The following is a 21,304-nucleotide window of genomic DNA, read 5'->3' on the forward strand; positions in this document are numbered from 1 at the left end:
TCTTTACATGAATAGCCATAACCCTATATTTCACATGATTATTTTGCGGGCTCGTTTAGAAAGTGTTCGATTTTTAATCATTCCGTAGAGGTATCATTTCAGTGCGAAATTACCGCTCTGGACAGGACGTAGCATTATGAAGACACATCCACAGTACGAACCCTGGCTGCAGGGCATGCTCATCATCGCGAAGCACTACCGGCTGGATTTCTCAGCGGAGCATGTGCGGGTCACGATTAACCATGAAAGCCAGTCTCCGCGCCAGCTGGTGCTGGAGGAGATGGCGCGCCAGCTTGGGCTGGGGATGCGTATGGTGGCGGCTGAAGCGGTATCCCTCGATCCGTGGCGCCTGCCGCTGCTGGCGGAATTCACCGGCGGACAAATCGCGGTCATTAACCGCATGGACAGCGAAGGCAACGTCAGCCTGCAGTTTAGCGGCGACGCGGGGCTGGAGACGACGCTGACGCGTGACGAACTCGGGGCGCGGTTAAAAGGGCTGATGGTGTTGCGCCCGCTTGAATCCACGCCGGATGCCCGCGTGGACGACTACATCAAACCCTATGAGAAAAACTGGTTCTGGCAGCTGGCGCTGAAGGACTGGCGACGCTACAGCGACATTATGCTGGTGGCGCTGGTGGCCAACGTGCTGGCGCTCTCCGGCATGGTCTTCTCCATGCAGGTGTACGACAGGGTGGTACCGTCGCAGTCGGAAGCCACGCTGTGGGTGCTGTTTGGCGGCGTGATGATTGCCATCGTGTTCGAATTCATCATGCGCATGCTGCGCGTGCATATTTCTGACGTGGTGGGGAAGCGCGCCGACCTGCGTATCTCTGAACGCGTGTTTGCCCACGCGCTGCGGATTAAAAACGGCGCGCGATCCAAATCAACCGGATCCTTTATCGCCCAGATCCGCGAGCTGGAGTCGGTGCGCGAGCTCATTACCTCGACCACCATTGCGGCGATTTCCGATCTGCCGTTCTTCCTGCTGTTCGTCTTTATTCTGTGGATGATTGGCGGCCCGCTGGTGCTGGTGGCCCTGCTCGCCGTGCCGCTGCTGCTCATCCCCGGCCTGCTGGTGCAGCGCCCGCTGGGGAAACTCTCCAGCGAAGGGATGCGTGAATCCGCCATCCGTAACGCCACCCTGGTGGAAGCGGTGCAGGGCATTGAAGACATCAAGCTGATGCGCGCCGAGCAGCGTTTCCAGAACCAGTGGAATAACACCAACGACGTTGCCGCCAGCGTCGGCATGAAGCAGCGCTGGCTGACGGGCCTGCTGCTCACCTGGACGCAGGAGGTGCAGTCCATCGTCTACGCGGTGGTACTGCTGGTGGGCTGTTATCTGGTCATCAGCGGCGACATGACTACCGGTGCGCTGGTGGGAACCTCGATTCTGGCGTCGCGCACCATCGCGCCGCTGTCGCAGATCTCAGGCGTGCTGTCGCGCTGGCAGTCGGCAAAGGTGGCCCGCAAGGGGCTGGACGACCTGATGCAGCGCCCGATTGACGATCCGCAGCACGGCAAGAAGGTGCACAAAGCCCACCTGCGCGGCGACTATGCGCTTGAGGACGTCGGGTTTTATTACGACGAGGAAGAAAAACTCACCGTGCTCAATATCGGCAAGCTGCAGATCCGCGCCGGAGAGCGCGTGGCGGTGCTTGGGCGCAACGGCTCCGGTAAAAGCACGCTATTACAGCTTCTGGCGGGCATGCAGGAGCCGCAGCAGGGCAGCATCCTGCTCGACGATATCGCCCTCAATCATCTGGACCCGGCCGACCTGCGTCGCGACATGCAGCTGCTCAGCCAGCAGGCCCGGCTGTTCTTTGGCTCCGTGCGGGACAACATCCTGATGGGGAACCCGTTAGCCACCGACGATGAGATTCATCAGGCGCTGGTCAACAGCGGCGCGCTGGAGTTTGTGCGCAAGCAGAAAATGGGGCTGAACTACATCATCAACGAGGGCGGGGCGGGTCTCTCCGGCGGCCAGCATCAGGCGCTGCTGCTGGCGCGAGCCCTGATTACCTCGCCGAATATTCTGCTGCTGGATGAGCCTACCGCCTGGCTGGACGAAATGAGCGAGAAGCAGTTTATTCAGCATCTTCACAAATGGCTGGGCAAACGCCGGACGCTGGTCGTGGCGACGCATCGCCTGCCGATCCTGGACCTGGTTGACCGCATCATCGTGCTGGAAAACGGCAAGGTGGTGATGGACGGCCCGCGCGATGCAATCCTGCACCAGCACGGTATGGCGCCGCAGAAAGCCGCGCAGCGCACCGTGACCATGAAGCCAGCGGCGGTTGCAGAGGAGGGCGCGGCATGAATGATTTCTCTCGTTTCAATAGCCGACTGAAGGAGCCACGCCTGCCGCGCTCGTCGCTGGTGGCATGGTCCCTGTTCGCCCTGCTGGCGGTGTTTATCGCCTGGGCAAGCCTGTTCCATCTGGATGAAGTGACGACCGGCAGCGGCAAGGTCATACCGTCTTCGCATGAGCAGGTCATCCAGTCCCTGGAAGGCGGCATCATTCACAGCCTGATGGTGCGCGAAGGCGACATCGTGGAACGCGGGCAGCAGCTCGCGCAGCTTGACCGGACAAAAACCGAGTCGAGCGTGCTGGAGAGCGAGTCTCGCCTGAATGCGGCGCTGGCAACCGCTGCGCGCCTGAAGGCCGAAGTGAACGACACGGAGCTCGCGTTTCCGGAGGAGCTGGATGACGACGTTGAGCTGGTCAAACAGGAAACGGCGCTCTACCAGTCCCGTCGTGAAAGCCTCGAAAAAGGGCTGGCCGGGTTGCGTCAGGGCGCCGAGCTGGTGCAGCGCGAGCTGTCGTTAACTCGTCCTCTGGTGACCCAGGGGGCGGCCAGCAAGGTTGAGGTGTTACGTCTTGAGCGTCAAAAAAATGAGCTTGAGAACAAAATCACCGAGATGAAAAACCAGTATTACGTTCGCGCCCGTGAAGAGCTGGCAAAAGCCAATGCGGAGATTGAGGCCCAGCGTTCGGTGATGAAAGGGCGTGAGGACTCCCTGACCCGGCTGACCTTCAATGCCCCGGTTCGCGGGATCGTGAAGGATATTGACGTCACGACCGTGGGAGGCGTTATTCCGCCGAACGGCAAGCTGATGAGCCTTGTCCCGCTTGACGATCAGATGGTGGTTGAAGCGAAAATCTCGCCGCGTGATGTGGCGTTTATCCATCCCGGCCAGAAAGCGCTGGTGAAAATTACGGCCTATGACTACTCCATTTACGGCGGGCTGGAAGGGGAAGTGACCATGATTTCGCCGGACACCCTGCAGGATGAGGTGAAAAGGGATGTCTACTACTATCGCGTCTATATCCGTACCGACAGTAACCATCTGACCAATAAGCAGGGTCAGGAATTTCCGGTCTTTCCGGGCATGATTGCCACCGTTGATATTAAAACCGGCAGCAAAACCATTCTGGATTATCTGTTGAAACCGCTGAACAAGGCGAAAGAGGCGCTGCGGGAACGATAGGGGAATGGCGTTCGGAACTCCGAACGCCTGCTGGATTATACGGTTGACGTCACGTTGTGAGCGTGGCGTCGCTCTTTAGGCACAACGTTGATGTAATGCGTAACATACGCAAAATATAAACCGGCATAATTTTCGACAAGGTCGATAAACGCCGGGTATATCGACATCCGACCATCACCACGATCTTTAAGATAACCCGCCTCTTGTGCCGATTTGATAATTCGGTTGACGTGGATGCGCGAAACAAAAAATTCCTTTGCGAGCGTGCTGGCTGAATAGTCAATGACCGCGCCGTGAGCGGATTTATTTTTCATGGCCTGCAGATAGATATAAAGCATAATCATACGGCCGCCATCTTTATCGATAAATAACCCCACCTCAGGCAACACCTTTCTGAACGTTAATCCCCGAAAAAGATATTCAGCCGCGCGGCGGAAAAAGTTGTTTCTCAAAATATCATTATCCAGCAGGTTAACATTAATATTAAATGCCGGATAAAGAATGCTGACGGGCAAAAAAGCGCCGGACATATAGCGCTTAAGTTCATTGAGTCCTTTTTCGGTTGGCGCGATTCTCGTTTTGCGTCGGTCATCCGTGCAGCGCCAGGTCCTGATGCGCCCGGTGGTTCTCAGTATCGTAATGATCGCAATCACGCTGTTGGGGCTGGCTATTTTATAGCGAGAGCATAACTCTTTAATCTCTGAAACTGACTCGGCCTGATTTCCAAAAAATAAAACAACACATGGAGAGGATAATGTTAAACCGTGATTCCTGCAGCATTGTCTTGTAGAACAAAGGTTGTTTTTTGTAGATGGTGTCATTAATTGTGTAGTGCTCTAATATTGCCTCACCGAATCGCGGATTGTTCTTTATAACATCCCTTCGATGTAGCAAGGCCCTGGATGAGATGTGATTATCCATAGCATTTTTCTCGTATTTGAATGAGCCGATAGATGAAGTGTCCACTCTTCTTTTTCGGAATTTTCATTATACCCTGAGAATAAGATATTCGCCGTTGTTATTTGCAAAGAAAAGTATATTTAAACGACGGTGATTAACGCAAAGATGTTCCTGTGAGTTCAGCGGATAACTGTTTCTTACCCTGAGGCTGTACTGTAAAATTAATGTTTATAACAGGTGCGTTAAATTTTACGTATTCACAAATGGAAATGGTGCCTCAGTGCCCAGGAGCAGTTTATGACCCACACAATTTCTCTCAGAAATGAGGCGTGCGATGAACATAAATTTGTCATCTCCGCCTGCGGTTTTACGTTCCAGGGATATCGTCTGATCCTTAACCAGTACGGAATACAGGCTTCGCATATTCACTTTGACGGGGATGAGGTATCCCAACAGGATCTTGAAAATATCCTTATAAATCAGAGTGCTCATATTGTGGTGTTTCTCGGAAAAGGTATCGTCAGTCTCCTGGAGAGCCTGAAGAGACTGGCGTCCGTACTCAATGCACTTCCCGTTATTCGACGCGTCACCCTGTATGGCGACCTGCCGGATGGCTGGCTATATCGCACCCTGGGCACGCTTTTAAATAATAGCTATCAATTATCATTGATTCGACTGGCCCGCGTTTCAGATGTCATAACCTGTATTCATACACACCATCATGTTTTTAAAGATCGTTCGTACGTATTACGCGATCGCTACAAGGATAATTCTTCGCAAGAAACCGTAAAGTGGCTAACAAAAAGAGAAATTGACGTTTTATTAAATTTCTACCGCGGCATGTCCGTAAAAGAAATGTGCGACGAAATGGGGCTTTCTAATAAAACGGTTTATACCCACCGTAAGGAAGGCGTGCTGAAATTACGCTTAATTAAGCGGTGGTTACACGATTCGCACAATTTCAGCGCGGAAAGACGTATCAAGCGGCGGAGCCAACATACGGATTTTACGGATAAAGAATCAGAAATTTTTAATGCATTATATAAAAAAGAGATCTTCCCCGCTTATCAGATCATTACCGATCGTGACAAAAAGGGCGTAGGCTTTGAGATACTGATCCGCTGGAATAAAAACGGTAAAATTGTCAAGCCGGCCAGTTTTCTCACGGATATTTCAAATCATGAAATATGGTTGAAAATAACGGCGTTAGTCATCCATGCCGCCGTGTCAGGGATTAATAAGTATAATGGAAAATACTATTTTTCTGTGAATATTCCGCCTCGTCTGGCTTCCGGAAATGCATTGCCTGATATGGCAAAGAAAGCTATCGACATGCTGCTCAAGCCGCAGTGGGCCGAGAAGCTGGTCTTTGAATTTGCTGAAGATATTGACGTGACGAAGGACAAAAGGATCCCAGAAACCATGCGGCATTTGCGTAATACGGGGTGTCGATTGTTTCTGGATGACTGCTTCTCTAACCATCAAACCATGTTCCCGGTGCGGCAGGTGCATTTTGATGGACTCAAGCTGGATCGCGACATCGTTGAGCATTTTGTGGCAAACGACAATGACTATAACCTGATTAAAGCGATACAGATTTATAGCGACATGACCGGTACGGACTGTATTGCCGAGGGGGTTGATAGTGAAGAAAAGTTTGAAAAATTAGTCGCGCTGGGCGTCAAAAACTTTCAGGGGTATTATTTATCGCGTGCCGTGAAAGAGGAGGAGTTAGACCGCATGGTCAGAATGTTTAGCTAAGAAAAATAAAGCCCCGAAGGGCCTTTTATTATTTTCGACCCAGCAGAAGGCCGAGAACAATACCGACCGCACCCGCTGCGACGAGGCCGGTGAGGGGGTTATTTCTGACAGCTTCAGTGACGTCGGAAACGGCATCGCTGGCCTGCGCGGCATATTTTCTGGCCGCACCTTTTACCTGATGCTTTGGTGAATCAACGAATTCACCAAACTGCTGCTGCGCTGAACCTGTAAGCTCGTCAAATTTATTTTTAGCTTTATCTTCAGCAAACTGGGTGTTTTTATCAGTACCGAAATCAGACATTTTTGTCTCCTTTTGTTGATTATTAAAGGATAGCCGCTCTTTGTGGATGTGGGAGACGTTAGGCTAAATTCGGTACATATCAGGGTTGTTTTCGGATATATCTCTATACCGGGAGCCCGTTATTTCTCATTGTCATCCTGACCGTAATACAGTTTCCCTATGCGAATCAGCGGGCGGCCCTGAGACTTACGATGCAGGTTACTGTCCCTGAGCGAATAAACGCACCCGCAGTATTCCTGCTGGTAAAACTGCTCCCGCTTGCTGATCTCAATCATGCGAGAGGAGCCGCCCTGTTTACGCCAGTTATAGTCCCAGTAAACCATACCCAGATAGCGCGCGGCAGCACGCTGGCCGCAGTCATTTATCTGCTGCATGTTTTTCCAGCGTGAGATCCCCAGCGAGCTGCTGATGACGCGGAATCCATTTTCTGCCGCATAGAGCGCCGTACGCTCGAAACGCATATCGAAGCACATGGTGCAGCGGACGCCGCGCTCGGGTTCCCATTCCATGCCTTTCGCGCGCTCAAACCAGTTATCGGTATCGTAATCGGCATCAACAAACGGCACGCCGTGTTTTTCCGCAAAGCGAATATTCTCCTCCTTACGAATGAGGTATTCCTTTTGTGGATGGATATTGGGGTTGTAGAAGAAAATCGTGTAGTCAATCCCCGAAGCCTGGATAGCCTCCATCACTTCACCCGAGCAGGGGGCGCAGCAGGAGTGCAACAGCAGCCTGTCGGCACCGTCTGGCAGGGAAAGTTGTGGTCGGATAAAAGGGGCTGTCGTCATGGCGTTCTGCAATATGTTTATGAAATTTATGGAAGGGTAGCATAAATTCATCATCTGTTGAGACGGGATCAAGGCAGGACAGAGCGACCCCGCGGGGCGGGATCATCTCGGGTACCACGTGTCGTTATTCGGCAAATTTCAGCAGCGCGTCGCCATCAAGACGATAGCGAACCCATTCGGACTGCGGCAGCGCGCCTATGCTCAGGTAAAAATCAATCGCGGGCTGGTTCCAGTCCAGCACGCTCCATTCAAGGCGGCCGCACTGACGTTTTACCGCGAGCTGCGCGATATGTTTCAGCAGCGCTCTTCCCGCGCCTTTACCGCGATACTCCGGGGATACGTACAGGTCTTCCATGTAAATCCCGTTACGTCCGAGCCAGGTCGAATAGCTGGTGAAGAACACGGCATAGCCGGCAGTCTTGCCTTCACACTCCGCGATCAACGCTTCGGTTTTTGTGCCTGCGCCAAAGAGCGTTTCGCGGATCTCCTCCGGCGTGGTAACCACTTCTTCCGGCGCTTTTTCATACACCGCCAGCTCGTAGATCATGGCGTATATCGCCGCCGCATCTTCGGGGCGGGCCTGACGAATGGTGATGCTCATTATTTTCCCTGTGTTTTAGCCTGTGTTTCGATTGATGGCGTTAAGCATACGGAGTATTGTCCGAAGAATTAAGTGCAATGAAATCAACAAAAGATGAATATTATGCATCCGGTACTGAGGCGTCTTGATTTAAACCTGCTGCCCGTTTTCGACGCGATTTACCGCCATCGTTCCGTTCGGCTGGCCGCTGATGAGCTGGCGATGAGCACATCGGCACTGAGCCATGCGCTGTCGCGTTTGCGCATCACCCTGAATGACCCGCTCTTTTTTCGGGAAGGGCATCGCATGTCCCCCAGCGTGTATGCCTCTCAGCTTGCGCCTTCCATTGCTTCCGCATTGTCGTTCCTCAATCATGAGCTGACCCCGCAGCCGGAGTTTGACCCGGCCAGCAGTACCGAAAGCTTACAAATTGGGATTACGGACTTTACCGCGCTGTGCATTTTCCCGGCGCTGATGCACAAACTGCAGCTTGCTGCCCCGGGTTTGCGTTTCGAATTGCGCTATCTGCCGCACAGCCCGGCGCTGACGGAACTGCTGGCGGGCGAAGTGGATCTCGCGCTGGGTTTCAGCACTCAGGATGATATCCGGCACCCGGAGCTGGAAGAGATCGACTGGTTTGAAGATGAGTATGTGGTCATCGGCAACGCGCGGCGGACGCGTCTGACGCTGGAGGATTATCTCGCGGCCCGACATCTGGTGGTGACGCCATGGAATGAGAAGCAGGGCGTTCTGGACGTGCGGCTGGAACAACTGGGCTATACCCGACAAATCGCGATCAAAACGCCGTCGATGCTGAGCGCGCCGTTTATCGTTGCCGAAAGCGACCTGCTGATGGCGATCCCCCGTTTTGCCGCTGAGAAGCTGGCTGCGGCAGCGGACCTGAGGATTTTTCCTTTACCGTTTTCGATACGCACGTTTGAAGTGAAAATTTACTCGCATAAACGCAGCGGCCAGCGGGGCGCAACGCGCTGGCTTAAGGATGAGCTGCAAACGCTGGCGCAGGCTGGCAGGGAACCGTAGGCCGGGCAAGCGCTGTGCCGCCCGGCAGAAATGGCGGTCAATAAGAGATAGTCACTTTAACGGCAGGTAGATATCGGTTTGCAGCGCATGTTCCGGCACTTCGTGAATAAAGTTGAGGTAGTGGAAAAATACCGGGGCATCGCGCAGCGTTTCGCCGCTGGCCGGTAGCCAGTCGCGAAACATCGCCCACACCGTGGCGGAAATGGTATCCAGAGACCCCGTGTGACGGCCAACAGCGTAACGTCCGCCGTCGATTTCGCCACTGCAAACCCCGAATTCATTTTCTGGTATCGCTTCAGAGATACTGCCGCAGATATCGAAACGAAAGGCGTCTGCGGGTGTGGTTGCCGGGTCATCCCAGGCAATGCCAAACGTGCTGCTTTCGTGTACTGGCGATAAGCCCGTGGTTTTACGCCATGCAATAAATTTCGCCGCGCTGTCATTAACCCGATCCGGGCTACCACGGTGCTGCAGCATTGCCACTTGGATCTGTGGGAAATCAACAATTTTAATTTCCATCGTTTTTTGCTCCTGGAAGGTCATTTTCGGTACGCGCTGGTGCCAGTTCAGCCAGTCCGGCTGCTGCCGAAACTGACGCGGGCTTTTTCCAAACGCGTTTCTGAAGGCGCGACTGAACGATTCAGGGCTCTGGAACCCGGCATCGAGCGCAATATCAACCACCTTATCCTGAGGATTAAACGCCAGTCGCCAGGACGCATGACGCAGGCGCAACCACTGAATATAGCGATACAAAGGCTGGCCGCTAAACGCCAGGAACTGCCGGTGAAAATGATAAGGCGAACAGCAGGCTAACGCGCTGAGCAACTCCAGCGTAAGCGGTTCATCGAGATGTTGGGCGATATAGTCGCACACCGTCGTGAAGCGCTCGCGGTAAGCCGTTTTGATTGCATCGTTCATTGCATCCTCCTGATGACCTACTTTGCCTCACCGAACGGCCAAAATCCTGACCGATCTTGCTGATTATGGAGAGGGTAGACTGGCGGTATATCATTGTGCGGCATTAATCGTTCCGTCGTACCTATGATACTGCTGAATGATGAATGAAGACTCACTTCCTATACTTATATTAGGTTTGTCATAATCCAAATTTTCTAAGCTACAAAATTTTATGAGAGGTAATGATGGAAAAGGACTTAAAGCCAGAACAAATCGAAATCATAAACCGTATTGTATTTGAGCAAATCGACAAGATGCAGGCCAGAGTAGCCGAAATAGTTGCTGAAACAGAGAGATCTACGCACCAGCAGCTGCAGGATAGCGGGATTGATATGACCGAATTTTATCCGGCTAATAAGGATTATTTGATGATGACTCTTGTTCAACACTTAATAGATCAAGTACATGGCGGCAATATGGTTCTTGCCCAAAAAATGATATCCATGGAAGCAAAACGGCTGAATATCAGCGTACATGTTGAGGCAGAGTAAATAATATCGAATAAGGAATAAATGAATGGGGTCATGTTTGTGAACAGACAAATTTCGTGAGTATCGCTGAGGCTATCAGCTGCTCGCCGCTAAAGTACGTCCAACAGCTGATAGTTTTTTTCAGTTCGCTTCATGATTTGCACAAATTTCAGCGCAAAATTCCATAAAGGCTTCGACAGCAGCGGGGGGCAGTCGACGAGATGGCCGCGTGATATACAGCGGATAGGTTTCGCCTGGCCATTCCGGAAAAAGTTCGACCAGCATTCCGTCAGCGATCAATTGCGTGACGCTGAGTGAAAGTACCTGAGCAATGCCAACACCACTTACGCAGGATTGCACCATCAGATCTACATCGGTTGTCGTCAAATGACCATGAGTATCAATAGCCAGTACTTCGCGATCGCGACGGAATTCCCACTCAAACGGTTTCCCGCGGCGAGGATCGATATACTGGATGCACTCATGCGTGACTAGTTCTTCAGGATGCGCAGGTCGACCATGCCGTTTCAGATATGCCGGTGATGCCACAGTGAGTACGCGCGTCTGAAAGAGCAATTTCGAAGAAATAGTTGAGGGGAGCTGTGGTCCGAAACGCACCGCAACATCTATACCCTCTGTCACAAGATCCCCCACGTCAGGCTGCTGCACTACTGTAAGTTCCAGTTCCGGGTGACGTTCGCGCAAAAGAGGCAGTTTCGGGGCCAAAATATAACGAGCGAAGATTGGATTAACGCTGACACGCAATGATCCTCGTACAGCAATGGCGGCACCGGATACGTAGCTTGCCGCAACCTCAATACCTTCAAGGTGTGGCGAGGCGCGCTCATACAAAGCCCGGCCTTCGTTCGTCAGGTTCATCGTACGCGTCGTACGGTTTAGCAAGCGCACTCCGAGCCTCTCTTCAAGACGATCTATCGATCTGCTCACGCCAGAAGCGGACAGTCCCAGCACCTCGCCAGCGCGACTGAAACTACCCGCCTCGACAACTGCGGCCAACACGCTCAATCCTGACAGTAGCCTTCCGTCAAAACTCATAGAGACTCACCTTTGAATTTATTCAAATATAATTTGCATAAAACTACCTTTATCAAAAATGGTGCGCAACCTATTGTGTCAGCCAATTCGTTGCCGGGCGCTATTTTACCTGTCTCCGGCTGGGCAAACCTCGCAACGAACGGCATCACTTAACCCTGAGGAATACGAAATGACAACGACGCGCACTCTTTTTAAAGGCGGCATCATCCTTACTCTGGATGCCGATATTCCCAACCTCTCCGTGGGCGATGTTCTCGTCCATGGCGACCGTATCGCAGCAGTGGGTCCGGATCTGCAGGCGGATGATGCCCAGGTGATCGATGCAACTGACCATATTGTAATGCCCGGCCTGGTGGATGCTCACCACCATATGTGGCTTGGCGTGATGCGCCGCATGATGCCAAATGTCGACGATCTTTTTGCTTACATTGATGTGGTCGCAGAGAAACTGGGCAAACATTATCGTCCTCTGGACATGTACCTGAGTACCAGGCTCACGGCACTTGCCTCACTGGACGCTGGTATTACTACCATCATTGATGCCTGCCACAACTCGCGCAGCCCCGAGCATACTGATGCAGCATTAGATGCTCTAAAGGAAAGCGGCATCCGTGCGTTACATATGGTCGGTGCAGCAATGGATAAAGAAGCTTCGTCGGCGCATTTGCCTGCGGATTTGGAGCGGCTGTCGCGAAGCTGGAATACAAATGACAGCCTGGTGCACGTTGGTCTGTTTGGTCAGCTCAATCTTGACTGGTGGAAGGTCGCGCGCAAACTCGACATGCGCATTCTGACCGAATTCATCGGCGATCTCGCCAATCTCGGCCCTGAGTTTGCCACGCCGGGCGTACTGGGCACACATAACATCTTCAACCACTGTTCAAGGGTTCCTCAGGATACGTGGAAGCTCCTGACCGATTCAGGAGTGAACATCACGGTCAATCCACGGTCGGATGCGCTATTTGGCTTCGACGATGAAAGTTTTGCCTACCAGCAGGCTGTCGATCGCGGCTTGACCCCGGCACTGGGCATTGATCTTGATACTGCCTTTGGCAGCGATATGTTCGGGGAAATGCATGCTCTGTTCGGGCAACAGCGATCGGCTATGCGCTACCGTCGCTTCCGTGGTGAGGACAATGTGCCGTCTCCCATCACGGCCGAGGACGTCCTGAAAGCGGCAACGGTTAATGGCGCGCGTGCGGCCGGTTTGGAGGACCAGATTGGCACCCTAACGCCAGGCAAGCAGGCCGACATTATTATGGTTCGCACCAGCGGAGCCGCTGTTTTCCCGGTAACCAACGTCATTGGTACCGTCGTGCAGGCGATAGAGCGGTCTGATGTGGATACCGTGATGGTGGCCGGCCAGCTTCGTAAACGTGCGGGCAAGTTGGTGGATATCGATCTGGCGGAGCTCAGTACAGAGATAACCGTTTCTCGTGATTACCTGCTCAACGCCAGCGGCTATCACATCGATCTTTTTAAAGCATCCTGATGACAGAGCGGCCTGATACACCGGGCCGTTCAACCCTCTTAATCATATTTCATAAAGGATAATGACATGGGAGCCCTCGCCACTAAGCGGTTCGCGGAGGATAACACCCCGCGCGTCCTGCTTCCCCGCCCGGCAAGGGGCGTTATTGCCGCACTTTTCTTTGGCTATCTGGCAGTCGGACTGCCGCTGCCGGTGATTCCATTGTTCATCCATGGCCATCTCGGCTTCGGTAACCTCGTGGTGGGACTGGCGATCGGCATCCAGTTTCTGGCCACCGTCCTGACCCGCGGCTATGCCGGACGGGTTACAGACCAGCAGGGCGGTAAACGTTCTGCTCTCCAGGGAGCAATCCTTTCAGCGATAGCAGGGGCGCTGTATCTGGTGGCTTCGGTAACGGATTTATCGCCTGCTGCAACCCTTTGCATTGTTATCGCAGGTCGTCTGATGGCCGGTTTTGGCGAAAGTCAGTTCGTGACGGGATGTGTCTCCTGGGCAATTGCTTCAGTTGGCCCTCAGCGCGCCGGTATGTCCATGTCCTGGACCGGCATCGCGATGTTCGCGGCGCTGTCGATTGGTGCTCCTGCTGGCATGGCGTTATATCAGCATTACAGCCTCGCAATGGCGATGATTGCCTGTATTGCTGCACCGATGTTGGCCGCTCTGGTTGCATTTTGTACCCCATCATATATATCGCCTGGAGGTCCGCGACTGCCATTCCATCGCGTAGTAGGGCGCATCTGGCGCGAAGGGCTGGGATTAATGCTGCAGGGCGTTGGGTTGTCAGGACTAACCGCTTTTGCCTCGCTGTACTTTGCGGCACATCACTGGCAGAACGCCGGCCTGGTGATGACTGCGTTTGGTCTGGGTTTTATTTTCGTTCGCCTCGCCCTGGGGCATCTGCCAGACCAAATAGGCGGCTATCGCGTTGCAGTTTGGTCACTGGTGGTTGAAGCGCTAGGCCAGGCAATGCTGTGGTTGGGTTCAAACGAATGGATGGCACTTGCAGGTGCTCTGGTTACCGGACTGGGCTGTGCGCTGGTTTTCCCCGCACTGGGCGTCGAAGCCTTAAGACGTGTTCCACAAGCCAACCGCGGCAGCGCAATGGGCGCATTCGTTGCATTTCTGGATGTCGCTTATGGAATCGCCGGGCCAGTCGCTGGCCTGATCGCCGGTCAGTTTAGTTATGCCGCTGTGTATCTGTCTGGTGCGGTCTGTGCGCTGCTGGGGGCGCTGATTGCGAGCGCGTCTCGCATGCAGCAATCCTGAATAAATATTCGAGCCGGCAGCGCTTGCTGTCGGTTTACTAATCTGGAGAAATTATATGTCACGCATTTTCATCTCCGGTTCGTCCACAGGCCTGGGTCTGATGGCAGCCGAACTGCTGGTTCAACAAGGACATCAGGTTGTGTTGCACGCGCGTAATGCGAACCGTGCAGAAGATGCCCAACGCGCCTTACCGCAGGCTGAAGCCGTCGTTGTCGGTGACCTGGAGACAATGGAAGGTGCCAGGCAAACGGCATCACGTGTCAACGCCCTGGGACGCTTCGATGCCGTCATCCACAATGCTGCCGTTGGCTACAATGAAGCGTATCGCCTGACCCGTGACGGGCTGCCGCATGTTTTCGCGATCAATACGCTCTCGGCTTACATCCTCACCGCGTTGATTGAACGTCCACAGCGCCTCGTCTATCTGAGTTCGGGTATGCATCATCATGCCCGGGCAAACCTGGATGATATTCTCTGGCGCAAACGTCGCTGGAATGGCTCAGACGCCTATGCGGAGAGCAAATTGCACGACGCTATGCTGGCTTTTGCTCTGGCGCGTCGCTGGCGTGATGTGCGTAGTAACAGCCTCGAGCCTGGTTGGGTGCCGACAAAGATGGGGGGGGCCGCATGCCCCGGACGATATGGACCAGGCACACCTGACCCAGGCCTGGCTTGCCGCCAGCCGTGATTCTGCGGCTGACGTAACGGGGAAATATTTCTACCACATGAAGCGCATGACGGCTAATACGCAGGCGCACGACGTTGTATTGCAGGAGCGTCTCATTGATATTTGTACCGAGATTTCAGGGATAGCGCTGCCGGAGTAATACGTAACGTTACCGAAGTGCGCATTAACCATAAAAAACAGAGTGTTTACATCTTAAGGATAAAATAGGTACTATACCCCCCTATAGTATCAGGAGAGCGTATGCCGCATTCACCCGAAGATAAAAAACGTATTCTTACTCGCGTCCGCCGCATTCGGGGCCAGGTTGATGCCCTTGAACGCGCGCTGGAGTCGGGCGACCCCTGTCTGGCCATTTTGCAGCAAATCGCCGCCGTGCGCGGGGCTGCCAATGGCCTGATGGGCGAAATGGTTGAAATTCACCTCAAAGATGAGCTGGTGACGGGGGAAACCACGCCGGATCAGCGAGCCTTACGCATGGCAGAAGTCGGCCATTTGCTGCGCTCTTATCTAAAATAAACCCACACACCTGACAAAAAGGGAAGACATGATGAAATCTCGCGCTGCAGTTGCATTTGGTCCCGGCCAGCCGCTGAAAATCGTTGAAATCGACGTGGCACCGCCGAAGAAAGGCGAAGTGCTGATCAAAATCACCCATACCGGCGTGTGCCATACCGATGCGTTTACGCTCTCGGGTGACGATCCGGAAGGCGTCTTCCCGGCAGTGCTGGGTCATGAAGGCGGCGGGATTGTGGTGGAAGTGGGCGAGGGCGTGACCAGCCTGAAGCCTGGCGATCACGTTATCCCGCTGTACACCGCGGAGTGCGGCGAGTGTAAGTTCTGTAAATCCGGTAAAACCAACCTCTGCCAGGCGGTTCGCGCCACTCAGGGGAAAGGGCTGATGCCGGACGGTACCACCCGTTTCTCCTATAACGGCGAGCCTGTTTATCACTACATGGGCACCAGCACCTTCAGCGAGTACACCGTTTGCGCGGAAATTTCCCTGGCGAAGGTGAACCCGCAGGCGCCGCTGGATAAAGTCTGCCTGCTGGGCTGCGGCGTGACCACAGGTATTGGCGCGGTGCATAACACGGCAAAAGTCAAAGAGGGCGACACCGTGGCGGTGTTCGGTCTCGGCGGCATTGGTCTGGCGGTGATTCAGGGCGCGGTACAGGCGAAGGCCGGGCGTATCATCGCGGTCGACACCAACCCGGAGAAATTCAGGCTGGCGGGTGAAATGGGCGCGACCGATTTCGTTAACCCGAAAGATCACGATAAACCGATTCAGGACGTCATCGTTGAGATGACCGACGGCGGCGTTGACTTCAGCTTCGAATGTATCGGCAACGTGAACGTGATGCGTTCCGCGCTGGAATGCTGCCACAAAGGCTGGGGCGAGAGCATCATCATTGGCGTGGCCGGCGCGGGCCAGGAGATTAAAACCCGTCCGTTCCAGCTGGTCACCGGTCGCGTATGGCGCGGTTCCGCGTTTGGCGGCGTGAAGGGCCGTACCCAGCTTCCGGGTATGGTTGAAGATGCTATGGTCGGCAAGATTCAGCTCGATCCGTTCATTACCCACCGTTTGCCGCTGGAGCAGATCAACGACGCGTTCGATCTGATGCACGAAGGAAAATCCATCCGTACCGTCATTCATTTCGGCGACAAGTAACTCTTCTGCCAGCGGTTTTTCACCGCTGGCGTTTCTTTAATAATCTTCTCTAAAGTGTGACCAGTGCGGCGTTTTTAGCCGTAATCTAAATCCCCACCGTGCCGATGACTATTTAACACGCATGTTTTTACGCATCTTACCTATAAGAGAGTCGACGGTCATGGACAACACTACTTCGATGCAGGCGCAGCGCAAGCTGAGCTTCTTGCATCACATCAGGCTGGTTCCGCTGTTTTCCTCCATTCTCGGTGGCATTATTCTTCTGTTCGCCTTGAGCTCGGGTCTGGCGGGGTATTTCCTGCTGCAGGCCGATAACGATCAGCAGGATGTCACGTCCGAAATTCAGGTGCGTATGGGGCTGTCGAACAGCTCAAACCATCTGCGTACCGCGCGTATCAATCTGATCCACGCCGGTGCGGCAAGCCGTATCGCGGAGATGGATGCGATGAAGCAGAACATCAGCGAGGCGGAAACGCGTATTAAGCAGTCCCAGGAGAGCTTTACCGCCTATATGAATCGTGCCGTGCGTACCGCTGAGGGTGCAGCGCTGGATGAAGATCTCAAGGCGCGGTACGACGCCTATATTGCGGGCATGCAGCCGATGGTGAAATTCGCCAAAAACGGCATGTTCGAAGCGATTATCAACCACGAAAACGAAACGGCGCGTCCGCTGGATGACGCATACAACGCCGTGCTGCTGAAGGCGATTAAGATCCGCACCGAGCGTGCCAATGCGCTGACGGCGCAGGCGCACAGCCGCACGCAGCTGGGCCTGATGTTTATGGTGGGCGCGTTTGCGCTGGCGCTGGTGCTGACGGCAATGACCTTTGTCGTGCTGCGCCGCACGGTCATTAATCCGTTGCAGCGTGCAGCGAAACGTATCGAGAATATCGCCAAAGGCGACCTGACGATGCCGGACGACGTGGCCGGGCGCAGCGAAATTGGCCGCCTGACGCGCGATCTGCAAACCATGCAGCACTCGCTTGAAAACACCGTAGGCACCGTACGTCAGGGGGCGGAGGAGATCTACCGCGGCACGAGCGAGATTTCCGCCGGTAACACCGATCTCTCTTCGCGTACCGAACAGCAGGCTGCGGCCATTGAGCAAACCGCCGCAAGCATGGAACAGCTGACCGCGACGGTCAAACAGAACGCCGATAACGCCCATCATGCCAGCAAGCTTGCGGAAGATGCCTCCGGGAAAGCCAGCCGCGGCGGCCAGATGGTCTCAGGCGTGGTCAAAACCATGGGCAATATCTCCACCAGTTCGAAAAAAATCTCCGAGATCACCGCCGTCATCAACAGCATTGCGTTCCAGACCAATATCCTGGCGCTTAACGCGGCGGTAGAAGCGGCGCGGGCGGGCGAGCAGGGGCGCGGTTTTGCCGTGGTGGCAAGCGAAGTCCGAACCCTTGCAAGCCGCAGTGCGAATGCCGCAAAAGAGATCGAAAGCCTGATTAACGAATCGGTCTCGCTGATCGACCAGGGCTCCGGTGAGGTTGTGGCTGCCGGTAACACCATGAATGAAATCGTCGAAGCGGTTAAACGCGTGACCGACATCATGCTGGAGATTGCCGCCGCGTCCGATGAGCAGAGCCGCGGTATCGTGCAGGTGAGCCAGGCGATTTCTGAGATGGATAAAGTGACCCAGCAGAACGCCTCGCTGGTGGAAGAAGCCTCTGCGGCCGCCGCGTCTCTGGAAGAACAGGGCGCGCGTCTGACCGAGGCGGTTGGGGCGTTTCGTCTGAGCAGTACAAAGCCAGGCCGCGCGGTGATGTCTGCGCCAGTGGCGAAGAACGCGCCGTTGCGTCCGGCGGCGACGGTTTCCGGGGATAACTGGGAGACGTTCTGAGTCGCCACCGGGCAAAAAAAAAGGGACCTTTCGGTCCCTTTTTCACATCTTATTGCTTATCGGGTAACGCGTACGCGATAACGTAATCCCCGCGATCCGGCGACTGTCGGGCGCCCCCGGCGTTGATGATGATGTACTGCTTACCGGTTTTCGGCGACACGTAGGTCATCGGGCCGGACTGGCTGCCGACCGGCAGACGGTCTTTCCAGATCTCTTTCCCGGTGGCGGTATCAAACGCGCGCAGGTAGAAATCCTGCGTGCCGGCGAAGAACAGCAGGCCGGACTGGGTAGAGAGTGATGCGCCCAGCGTCGGCATGCCGATTGGGATTGGCATGTGCATACGAATGCCCAGCGGCCCGGTATCTTCCACCGTGCCAACAGGCACCTGCCACACCAGCTTGCCGGTTTTCAGGTCAACGGCCGACATGGTGCCAAACGGCGGCTTCTGGCACGGAATGCCCAGCGGCGACAGGAAGCGTTCGCGCATCGCGCCGAACGGTGTGCCGTCCATCGGTACGATGCCCATCTCGATGCCGCTGGCGTTTTTCGCCACGTTAGCGCGCGGCACCATGTAGTTTGCCAGGCCCAGGCGCATATCGTTGACGAACATCAGGCTGTTGTTCGGGTCAACGGAGACGCTACCCCAGTTCATCCCGCCGAGTGAGCCAGGGAACTGCAGGGAACGGTCGAGACCCGGCGGGGTGAAGACGCCCTGATGACGCATCTCTTTAAACTGAATGCGGCACAGCAGCAGGTCAACAGGCGTCGCCCCCCACATGTCGGATTCGGTCAGCGTCTGGTTGCCAATCATCGGCATGCCCACGGAATACGGCTGGGTCGGCGAGTAGCGTTCACCTTCAACGTTACCCGCCGGGACAGGACGTTCTTCTACCTTCGCCACCGGCTTGCCGGTTTCGCGGTTAAGCATGAAGATCATGCCCTGCTTGCTGGTCTGCACCAGCACGGGCGTGGTGCCGCCCTTACCGTCGGGCAGGTCGTACAGCAGCGGCTGGGAAGGCAGGTCAAAGTCCCACAGGTCGTGGTGGGTCGTCTGGAAATGCCAGCGCACCTGACCGGTGGTCGCGTCGACGGCGACGATGGAGGAACTGTACTTATCGTCCAGCGCGGTACGTTCGCCCGCCCAGAAGTCCGGGGTGGCGTTGCCGGTTGGCAGGTAGATCAGGTTCAGCTTAGCGTCGTAAGACATTGCTGACCAGACTTTCGGCGTGCCGCGCGTGTAGGTCTGGCCTTCCGGCGGCAGGCCGGTCAGGTTCGGATTACCCGGATCCCACGCCCACGCCAGCTTACCGGTGTGAACGTCGTAGGCGCGCACCACGCCCGGCGGTTCGCCGGTGGAGTAGTTATCCGCGACGCGACCGCCGACGACGACAACATTGCCTGCGACCAGCGGCGTAGAGGTCTGCTGATAATATCCGGGCTTGATCTCGCCCATGCCGACGCTCAGATCCACGGTGCCATGGTCGCCGAAGTCTTCGCAGACCTTGCCGTCATCCGCGTTGATGGCAATCAGGCGGGCGTCGGTGGTCGGCAGGAACAGGCGGCGAGGGCATGCCGCAGGCTGTGTCTCTGCCTGTGACGTTGTCACGCTGGAATGGTCTTCAAAATAGCCCAGACCGCGGCAGCGCTGCCAGTTAGGCGCCGTGGCTTTGGAATCGTAGCGCCATTTTTCTTTGCCGGAATCCACGTCCAGCGCCAGCACTTTACTGTACGGGGTACAGACGTACAGCGTGTCGCCAATCTGCAATGGCGTGTTCTGATCTTCCGCGCCGGAGCCGTTGCTCTGCGGAATATCGCCTGTGTGCGCAACCCACGCGACTTTCAGATCGCGGACGTTTTGCTTGTTAATCTGGTCCAGCGCGGCGAAACGGTCGCCGTGGGTGGTATTACCCCAGTGCGCCCAGTTCTTTTGCTGCTCGCCGGGGGCGACGGGTTTCACCGGAACGGGCTCGTTCGCTGCCACGAGGGTCTGCGGCTTAAACATCCAGCCCAGGCTGACCAGCATCGCCACCGCGAGCACGGCCGCGACGCCAAAAGCGGGCGCCTTGTTCGCAACGCTGTGGTTTGCCGCGCGCAGGAAAGGCCAGACGATGGCGCAGAGGAAGGCCAGTACGGCAAAGGTAAACAGGCGAGAGAAGAGCGGCCAGAAATCCCAGCCCGCATCGCCTACCGCCCAGAACAGCGAGGCAATAAAGGCGATGCCGTAAAGCACGATCCCGCTGCTGCGATTGAGGAAAATCAGGATCGCGGCAATCACCATCACCACGCCCATGATCAGGAAGTATCCGTTTCCGCCTACGGTGACGAGCTTAAAGCCCAGCCCGCCGACTGCCAGACCGATGAGCAACATCAGTCCGGCAAGGAGCCACTGCAGGATACGCGGTATCCCACGTGGCGCGCTGCCAAATGCCATTTCTGTCTCCTTAAGATCCCCCCGTCGTGCTGGGTGTGTACCAGTTGGGTAATAAATGCGGAGGGAAGAATGATTGATACGGGTGAATTCGGGGTTGTAAAATTATTTACGAACCATTTGGTGAATTCGTCGCTATGATAAAACTGTTAAATTGTTTTACGCAATTGTTAATGAATGATTTCGCATTAATTGATTAGGGCGCAGACGGCCCCTCTCCCTTGAGGGAGAGGGCTGGGGTGAGGGGGAACATACGGCTGTGGTGGTCATTCCGTTCACTTTATGTTTCTTGCTACTCTGTAACGACATGGCCTGTGAACGTGCCAGGGCGGCTCAATCGCCACCGCCCTGGCAACCCGGGCTCCCGGCGGTAAATCGCCGCTTCGCGGATTGCTCGCCCCATCCCTGGGGCTCACCCTTTCAGGGCCAGCGCAGGCGCTGTCCAAAATTGCTCCCGGCAATTTTGTCCTCAGCTTATTCCTCCAGGCTATCGGGTCGGGCATGAGCCTGCATCCCTGCAGGCCACGCCCTCTCGGCGCATCCCTGCGCCTCGCCCCGGCCTTGCGGAA

Annotated in this window: 18 protein-coding genes and 1 pseudogene; 12 read left to right on the forward strand and 7 right to left on the reverse strand. The window is 55.1% G+C overall.

Going from position 1 to position 21,304, the window contains the following annotated elements:
* Positions 1–136: 136 nt before the first annotated feature.
* Positions 137–2,317 carry a type I secretion system permease/ATPase gene (locus ACWKXN_RS04940; RefSeq protein WP_454543397.1) on the forward strand — a complete coding sequence of 727 codons (2,181 nt, stop codon included), beginning with the start codon at positions 137–139 and terminating at the stop codon, positions 2,315–2,317.
* A complete protein-coding gene (locus ACWKXN_RS04945; protein ID WP_029740549.1) occupies positions 2,314–3,489 on the forward strand; it encodes an HlyD family type I secretion periplasmic adaptor subunit in 1,176 nt (391 codons plus the stop codon). Before ACWKXN_RS04940 ends, ACWKXN_RS04945 begins: the two co-directional genes overlap by 4 nt.
* Positions 3,490–3,524: 35 nt before the next feature.
* Here the strand turns inward: ACWKXN_RS04945 and ACWKXN_RS04950 are convergent.
* Positions 3,525–4,410, reverse strand: a pseudogene (locus tag ACWKXN_RS04950) (MarR family transcriptional regulator).
* 276 nt (positions 4,411–4,686) lie between these two features.
* Between ACWKXN_RS04950 and ACWKXN_RS04955 the strand changes: the two are divergent.
* Positions 4,687–6,150: an EAL domain-containing protein gene (locus ACWKXN_RS04955; RefSeq protein WP_048978817.1), complete on the forward strand. Its 1,464-nt coding sequence runs from the start codon at positions 4,687–4,689 to the stop codon at positions 6,148–6,150.
* Positions 6,151–6,178: 28 nt separating this feature from the next.
* Here the strand turns inward: ACWKXN_RS04955 and ACWKXN_RS04960 are convergent, their stop codons facing one another.
* The 3 genes from ACWKXN_RS04960 to ACWKXN_RS04970 form a co-directional block, all read right to left on the reverse strand.
* Positions 6,179–6,451, reverse strand: coding sequence for a DUF883 family protein (locus tag ACWKXN_RS04960; protein ID WP_033145484.1), 273 nt, complete (start codon positions 6,449–6,451; stop codon positions 6,179–6,181).
* A gap of 119 nt (positions 6,452–6,570) precedes the next feature.
* A complete protein-coding gene (locus ACWKXN_RS04965; protein ID WP_454543398.1) occupies positions 6,571–7,239 on the reverse strand; it encodes an epoxyqueuosine reductase QueH in 669 nt (222 codons plus the stop codon).
* Between the two features lie 124 nt (positions 7,240–7,363).
* A complete protein-coding gene (locus ACWKXN_RS04970) occupies positions 7,364–7,840 on the reverse strand; it encodes a GNAT family N-acetyltransferase (RefSeq protein ID WP_033145486.1) in 477 nt (158 codons plus the stop codon).
* Positions 7,841–7,933: 93 nt separating this feature from the next.
* Between ACWKXN_RS04970 and ACWKXN_RS04975 the strand changes: the two genes are divergently transcribed.
* Positions 7,934–8,860 carry a LysR family transcriptional regulator gene (locus tag ACWKXN_RS04975; protein WP_320735422.1) on the forward strand — a complete coding sequence of 309 codons (927 nt, stop codon included), beginning with the start codon at positions 7,934–7,936 and terminating at the stop codon, positions 8,858–8,860.
* A gap of 51 nt (positions 8,861–8,911) precedes the next feature.
* On the opposite strand, the gene ACWKXN_RS04980 is transcribed toward ACWKXN_RS04975, so the two are convergent.
* Positions 8,912–9,778: an AraC family transcriptional regulator gene (locus ACWKXN_RS04980; RefSeq protein WP_454543399.1), complete on the reverse strand. Its 867-nt coding sequence runs from the start codon at positions 9,776–9,778 to the stop codon at positions 8,912–8,914.
* A 224-nt stretch (positions 9,779–10,002) separates the two neighbouring features.
* Here ACWKXN_RS04980 and ACWKXN_RS04985 point away from each other — a divergent pair, with 224 nt between their 5' ends.
* Positions 10,003–10,308, forward strand: a complete 306-nt coding sequence (locus tag ACWKXN_RS04985) for a hypothetical protein (RefSeq protein ID WP_033145489.1) — start codon at positions 10,003–10,005, stop codon at positions 10,306–10,308.
* A 120-nt stretch (positions 10,309–10,428) separates the two neighbouring features.
* Here the strand turns inward: ACWKXN_RS04985 and ACWKXN_RS04990 are convergent, their stop codons facing one another.
* The gene (locus tag ACWKXN_RS04990; protein WP_033145490.1) at positions 10,429–11,343 is read right to left on the reverse strand and encodes a LysR family transcriptional regulator; all 915 of its coding nucleotides are present in this window, start codon (positions 11,341–11,343) and stop codon (positions 10,429–10,431) included.
* A gap of 169 nt (positions 11,344–11,512) precedes the next feature.
* On the opposite strand from ACWKXN_RS04990, the gene ACWKXN_RS04995 reads away from it, so the two are divergent.
* The 7 genes from ACWKXN_RS04995 (at position 11,513) to ACWKXN_RS05025 (ending at position 18,307) form a co-directional block, all read left to right on the forward strand.
* Positions 11,513–12,835, forward strand: a complete 1,323-nt coding sequence (locus ACWKXN_RS04995; protein WP_454543400.1) for an amidohydrolase family protein — start codon at positions 11,513–11,515, stop codon at positions 12,833–12,835.
* Positions 12,836–12,901: 66 nt separating this feature from the next.
* Entirely contained in the window at positions 12,902–14,101 is a 1,200-nt protein-coding gene (locus tag ACWKXN_RS05000; protein WP_454543401.1) for an arabinose transporter, read from the forward strand.
* A gap of 55 nt (positions 14,102–14,156) precedes the next feature.
* Positions 14,157–14,789: an SDR family NAD(P)-dependent oxidoreductase gene (locus tag ACWKXN_RS05005; protein ID WP_454543402.1), complete on the forward strand. Its 633-nt coding sequence runs from the start codon at positions 14,157–14,159 to the stop codon at positions 14,787–14,789.
* A complete protein-coding gene (locus tag ACWKXN_RS05010) occupies positions 14,743–14,928 on the forward strand; it encodes a hypothetical protein (RefSeq protein ID WP_454543403.1) in 186 nt (61 codons plus the stop codon). The genes ACWKXN_RS05005 and ACWKXN_RS05010 overlap by 47 nt, the downstream gene beginning before the upstream one ends.
* Positions 14,929–15,029: 101 nt before the next feature.
* On the forward strand, positions 15,030–15,305 hold the full coding sequence (locus tag ACWKXN_RS05015; RefSeq protein WP_182932021.1) for a metal/formaldehyde-sensitive transcriptional repressor: 276 nt from the start codon (positions 15,030–15,032) through the stop codon (positions 15,303–15,305).
* 31 nt (positions 15,306–15,336) lie between these two features.
* A complete protein-coding gene (locus ACWKXN_RS05020) occupies positions 15,337–16,455 on the forward strand; it encodes an S-(hydroxymethyl)glutathione dehydrogenase/class III alcohol dehydrogenase (RefSeq protein WP_167819251.1) in 1,119 nt (372 codons plus the stop codon).
* Positions 16,456–16,615: 160 nt separating this feature from the next.
* Positions 16,616–18,307, forward strand: coding sequence for a methyl-accepting chemotaxis protein (locus ACWKXN_RS05025; protein WP_454543404.1), 1,692 nt, complete (start codon positions 16,616–16,618; stop codon positions 18,305–18,307).
* A 49-nt stretch (positions 18,308–18,356) separates the two neighbouring features.
* Here ACWKXN_RS05025 and ACWKXN_RS05030 read toward each other — a convergent pair whose 3' ends face one another.
* Complete coding sequence (locus ACWKXN_RS05030) at positions 18,357–20,738, reverse strand: glucose/quinate/shikimate family membrane-bound PQQ-dependent dehydrogenase (protein ID WP_454543405.1); 2,382 nt, start codon at positions 20,736–20,738, stop codon at positions 18,357–18,359.
* Between the last annotated feature and the right edge of the window lie 566 nt (positions 20,739–21,304).

Source organism: Enterobacter sp. UPMP2060 (assembly GCF_053709655.1).

Coding starts and splice junctions, on each gene's coding strand:
- ACWKXN_RS04940 (WP_454543397.1), top strand. CDS start 137: ATGAAGACACATCCACAGTACGAACCCTGGCTGCAGGGCATGCTCATC.
- ACWKXN_RS04945 (WP_029740549.1), top strand. CDS start 2,314: ATGAATGATTTCTCTCGTTTCAATAGCCGACTGAAGGAGCCACGCCTG.
- ACWKXN_RS04955 (WP_048978817.1), top strand. CDS start 4,687: ATGACCCACACAATTTCTCTCAGAAATGAGGCGTGCGATGAACATAAA.
- ACWKXN_RS04960 (WP_033145484.1), bottom strand. CDS start 6,451: ATGTCTGATTTCGGTACTGATAAAAACACCCAGTTTGCTGAAGATAAA.
- ACWKXN_RS04965 (WP_454543398.1), bottom strand. CDS start 7,239: ATGACGACAGCCCCTTTTATCCGACCACAACTTTCCCTGCCAGACGGT.
- ACWKXN_RS04970 (WP_033145486.1), bottom strand. CDS start 7,840: ATGAGCATCACCATTCGTCAGGCCCGCCCCGAAGATGCGGCGGCGATA.
- ACWKXN_RS04975 (WP_320735422.1), top strand. CDS start 7,934: ATGAATATTATGCATCCGGTACTGAGGCGTCTTGATTTAAACCTGCTG.
- ACWKXN_RS04980 (WP_454543399.1), bottom strand. CDS start 9,778: ATGAACGATGCAATCAAAACGGCTTACCGCGAGCGCTTCACGACGGTG.
- ACWKXN_RS04985 (WP_033145489.1), top strand. CDS start 10,003: ATGGAAAAGGACTTAAAGCCAGAACAAATCGAAATCATAAACCGTATT.
- ACWKXN_RS04990 (WP_033145490.1), bottom strand. CDS start 11,343: ATGAGTTTTGACGGAAGGCTACTGTCAGGATTGAGCGTGTTGGCCGCA.
- ACWKXN_RS04995 (WP_454543400.1), top strand. CDS start 11,513: ATGACAACGACGCGCACTCTTTTTAAAGGCGGCATCATCCTTACTCTG.
- ACWKXN_RS05000 (WP_454543401.1), top strand. CDS start 12,902: ATGGGAGCCCTCGCCACTAAGCGGTTCGCGGAGGATAACACCCCGCGC.
- ACWKXN_RS05005 (WP_454543402.1), top strand. CDS start 14,157: ATGTCACGCATTTTCATCTCCGGTTCGTCCACAGGCCTGGGTCTGATG.
- ACWKXN_RS05010 (WP_454543403.1), top strand. CDS start 14,743: ATGGACCAGGCACACCTGACCCAGGCCTGGCTTGCCGCCAGCCGTGAT.
- ACWKXN_RS05015 (WP_182932021.1), top strand. CDS start 15,030: ATGCCGCATTCACCCGAAGATAAAAAACGTATTCTTACTCGCGTCCGC.
- ACWKXN_RS05020 (WP_167819251.1), top strand. CDS start 15,337: ATGAAATCTCGCGCTGCAGTTGCATTTGGTCCCGGCCAGCCGCTGAAA.
- ACWKXN_RS05025 (WP_454543404.1), top strand. CDS start 16,616: ATGGACAACACTACTTCGATGCAGGCGCAGCGCAAGCTGAGCTTCTTG.
- ACWKXN_RS05030 (WP_454543405.1), bottom strand. CDS start 20,738: ATGGCATTTGGCAGCGCGCCACGTGGGATACCGCGTATCCTGCAGTGG.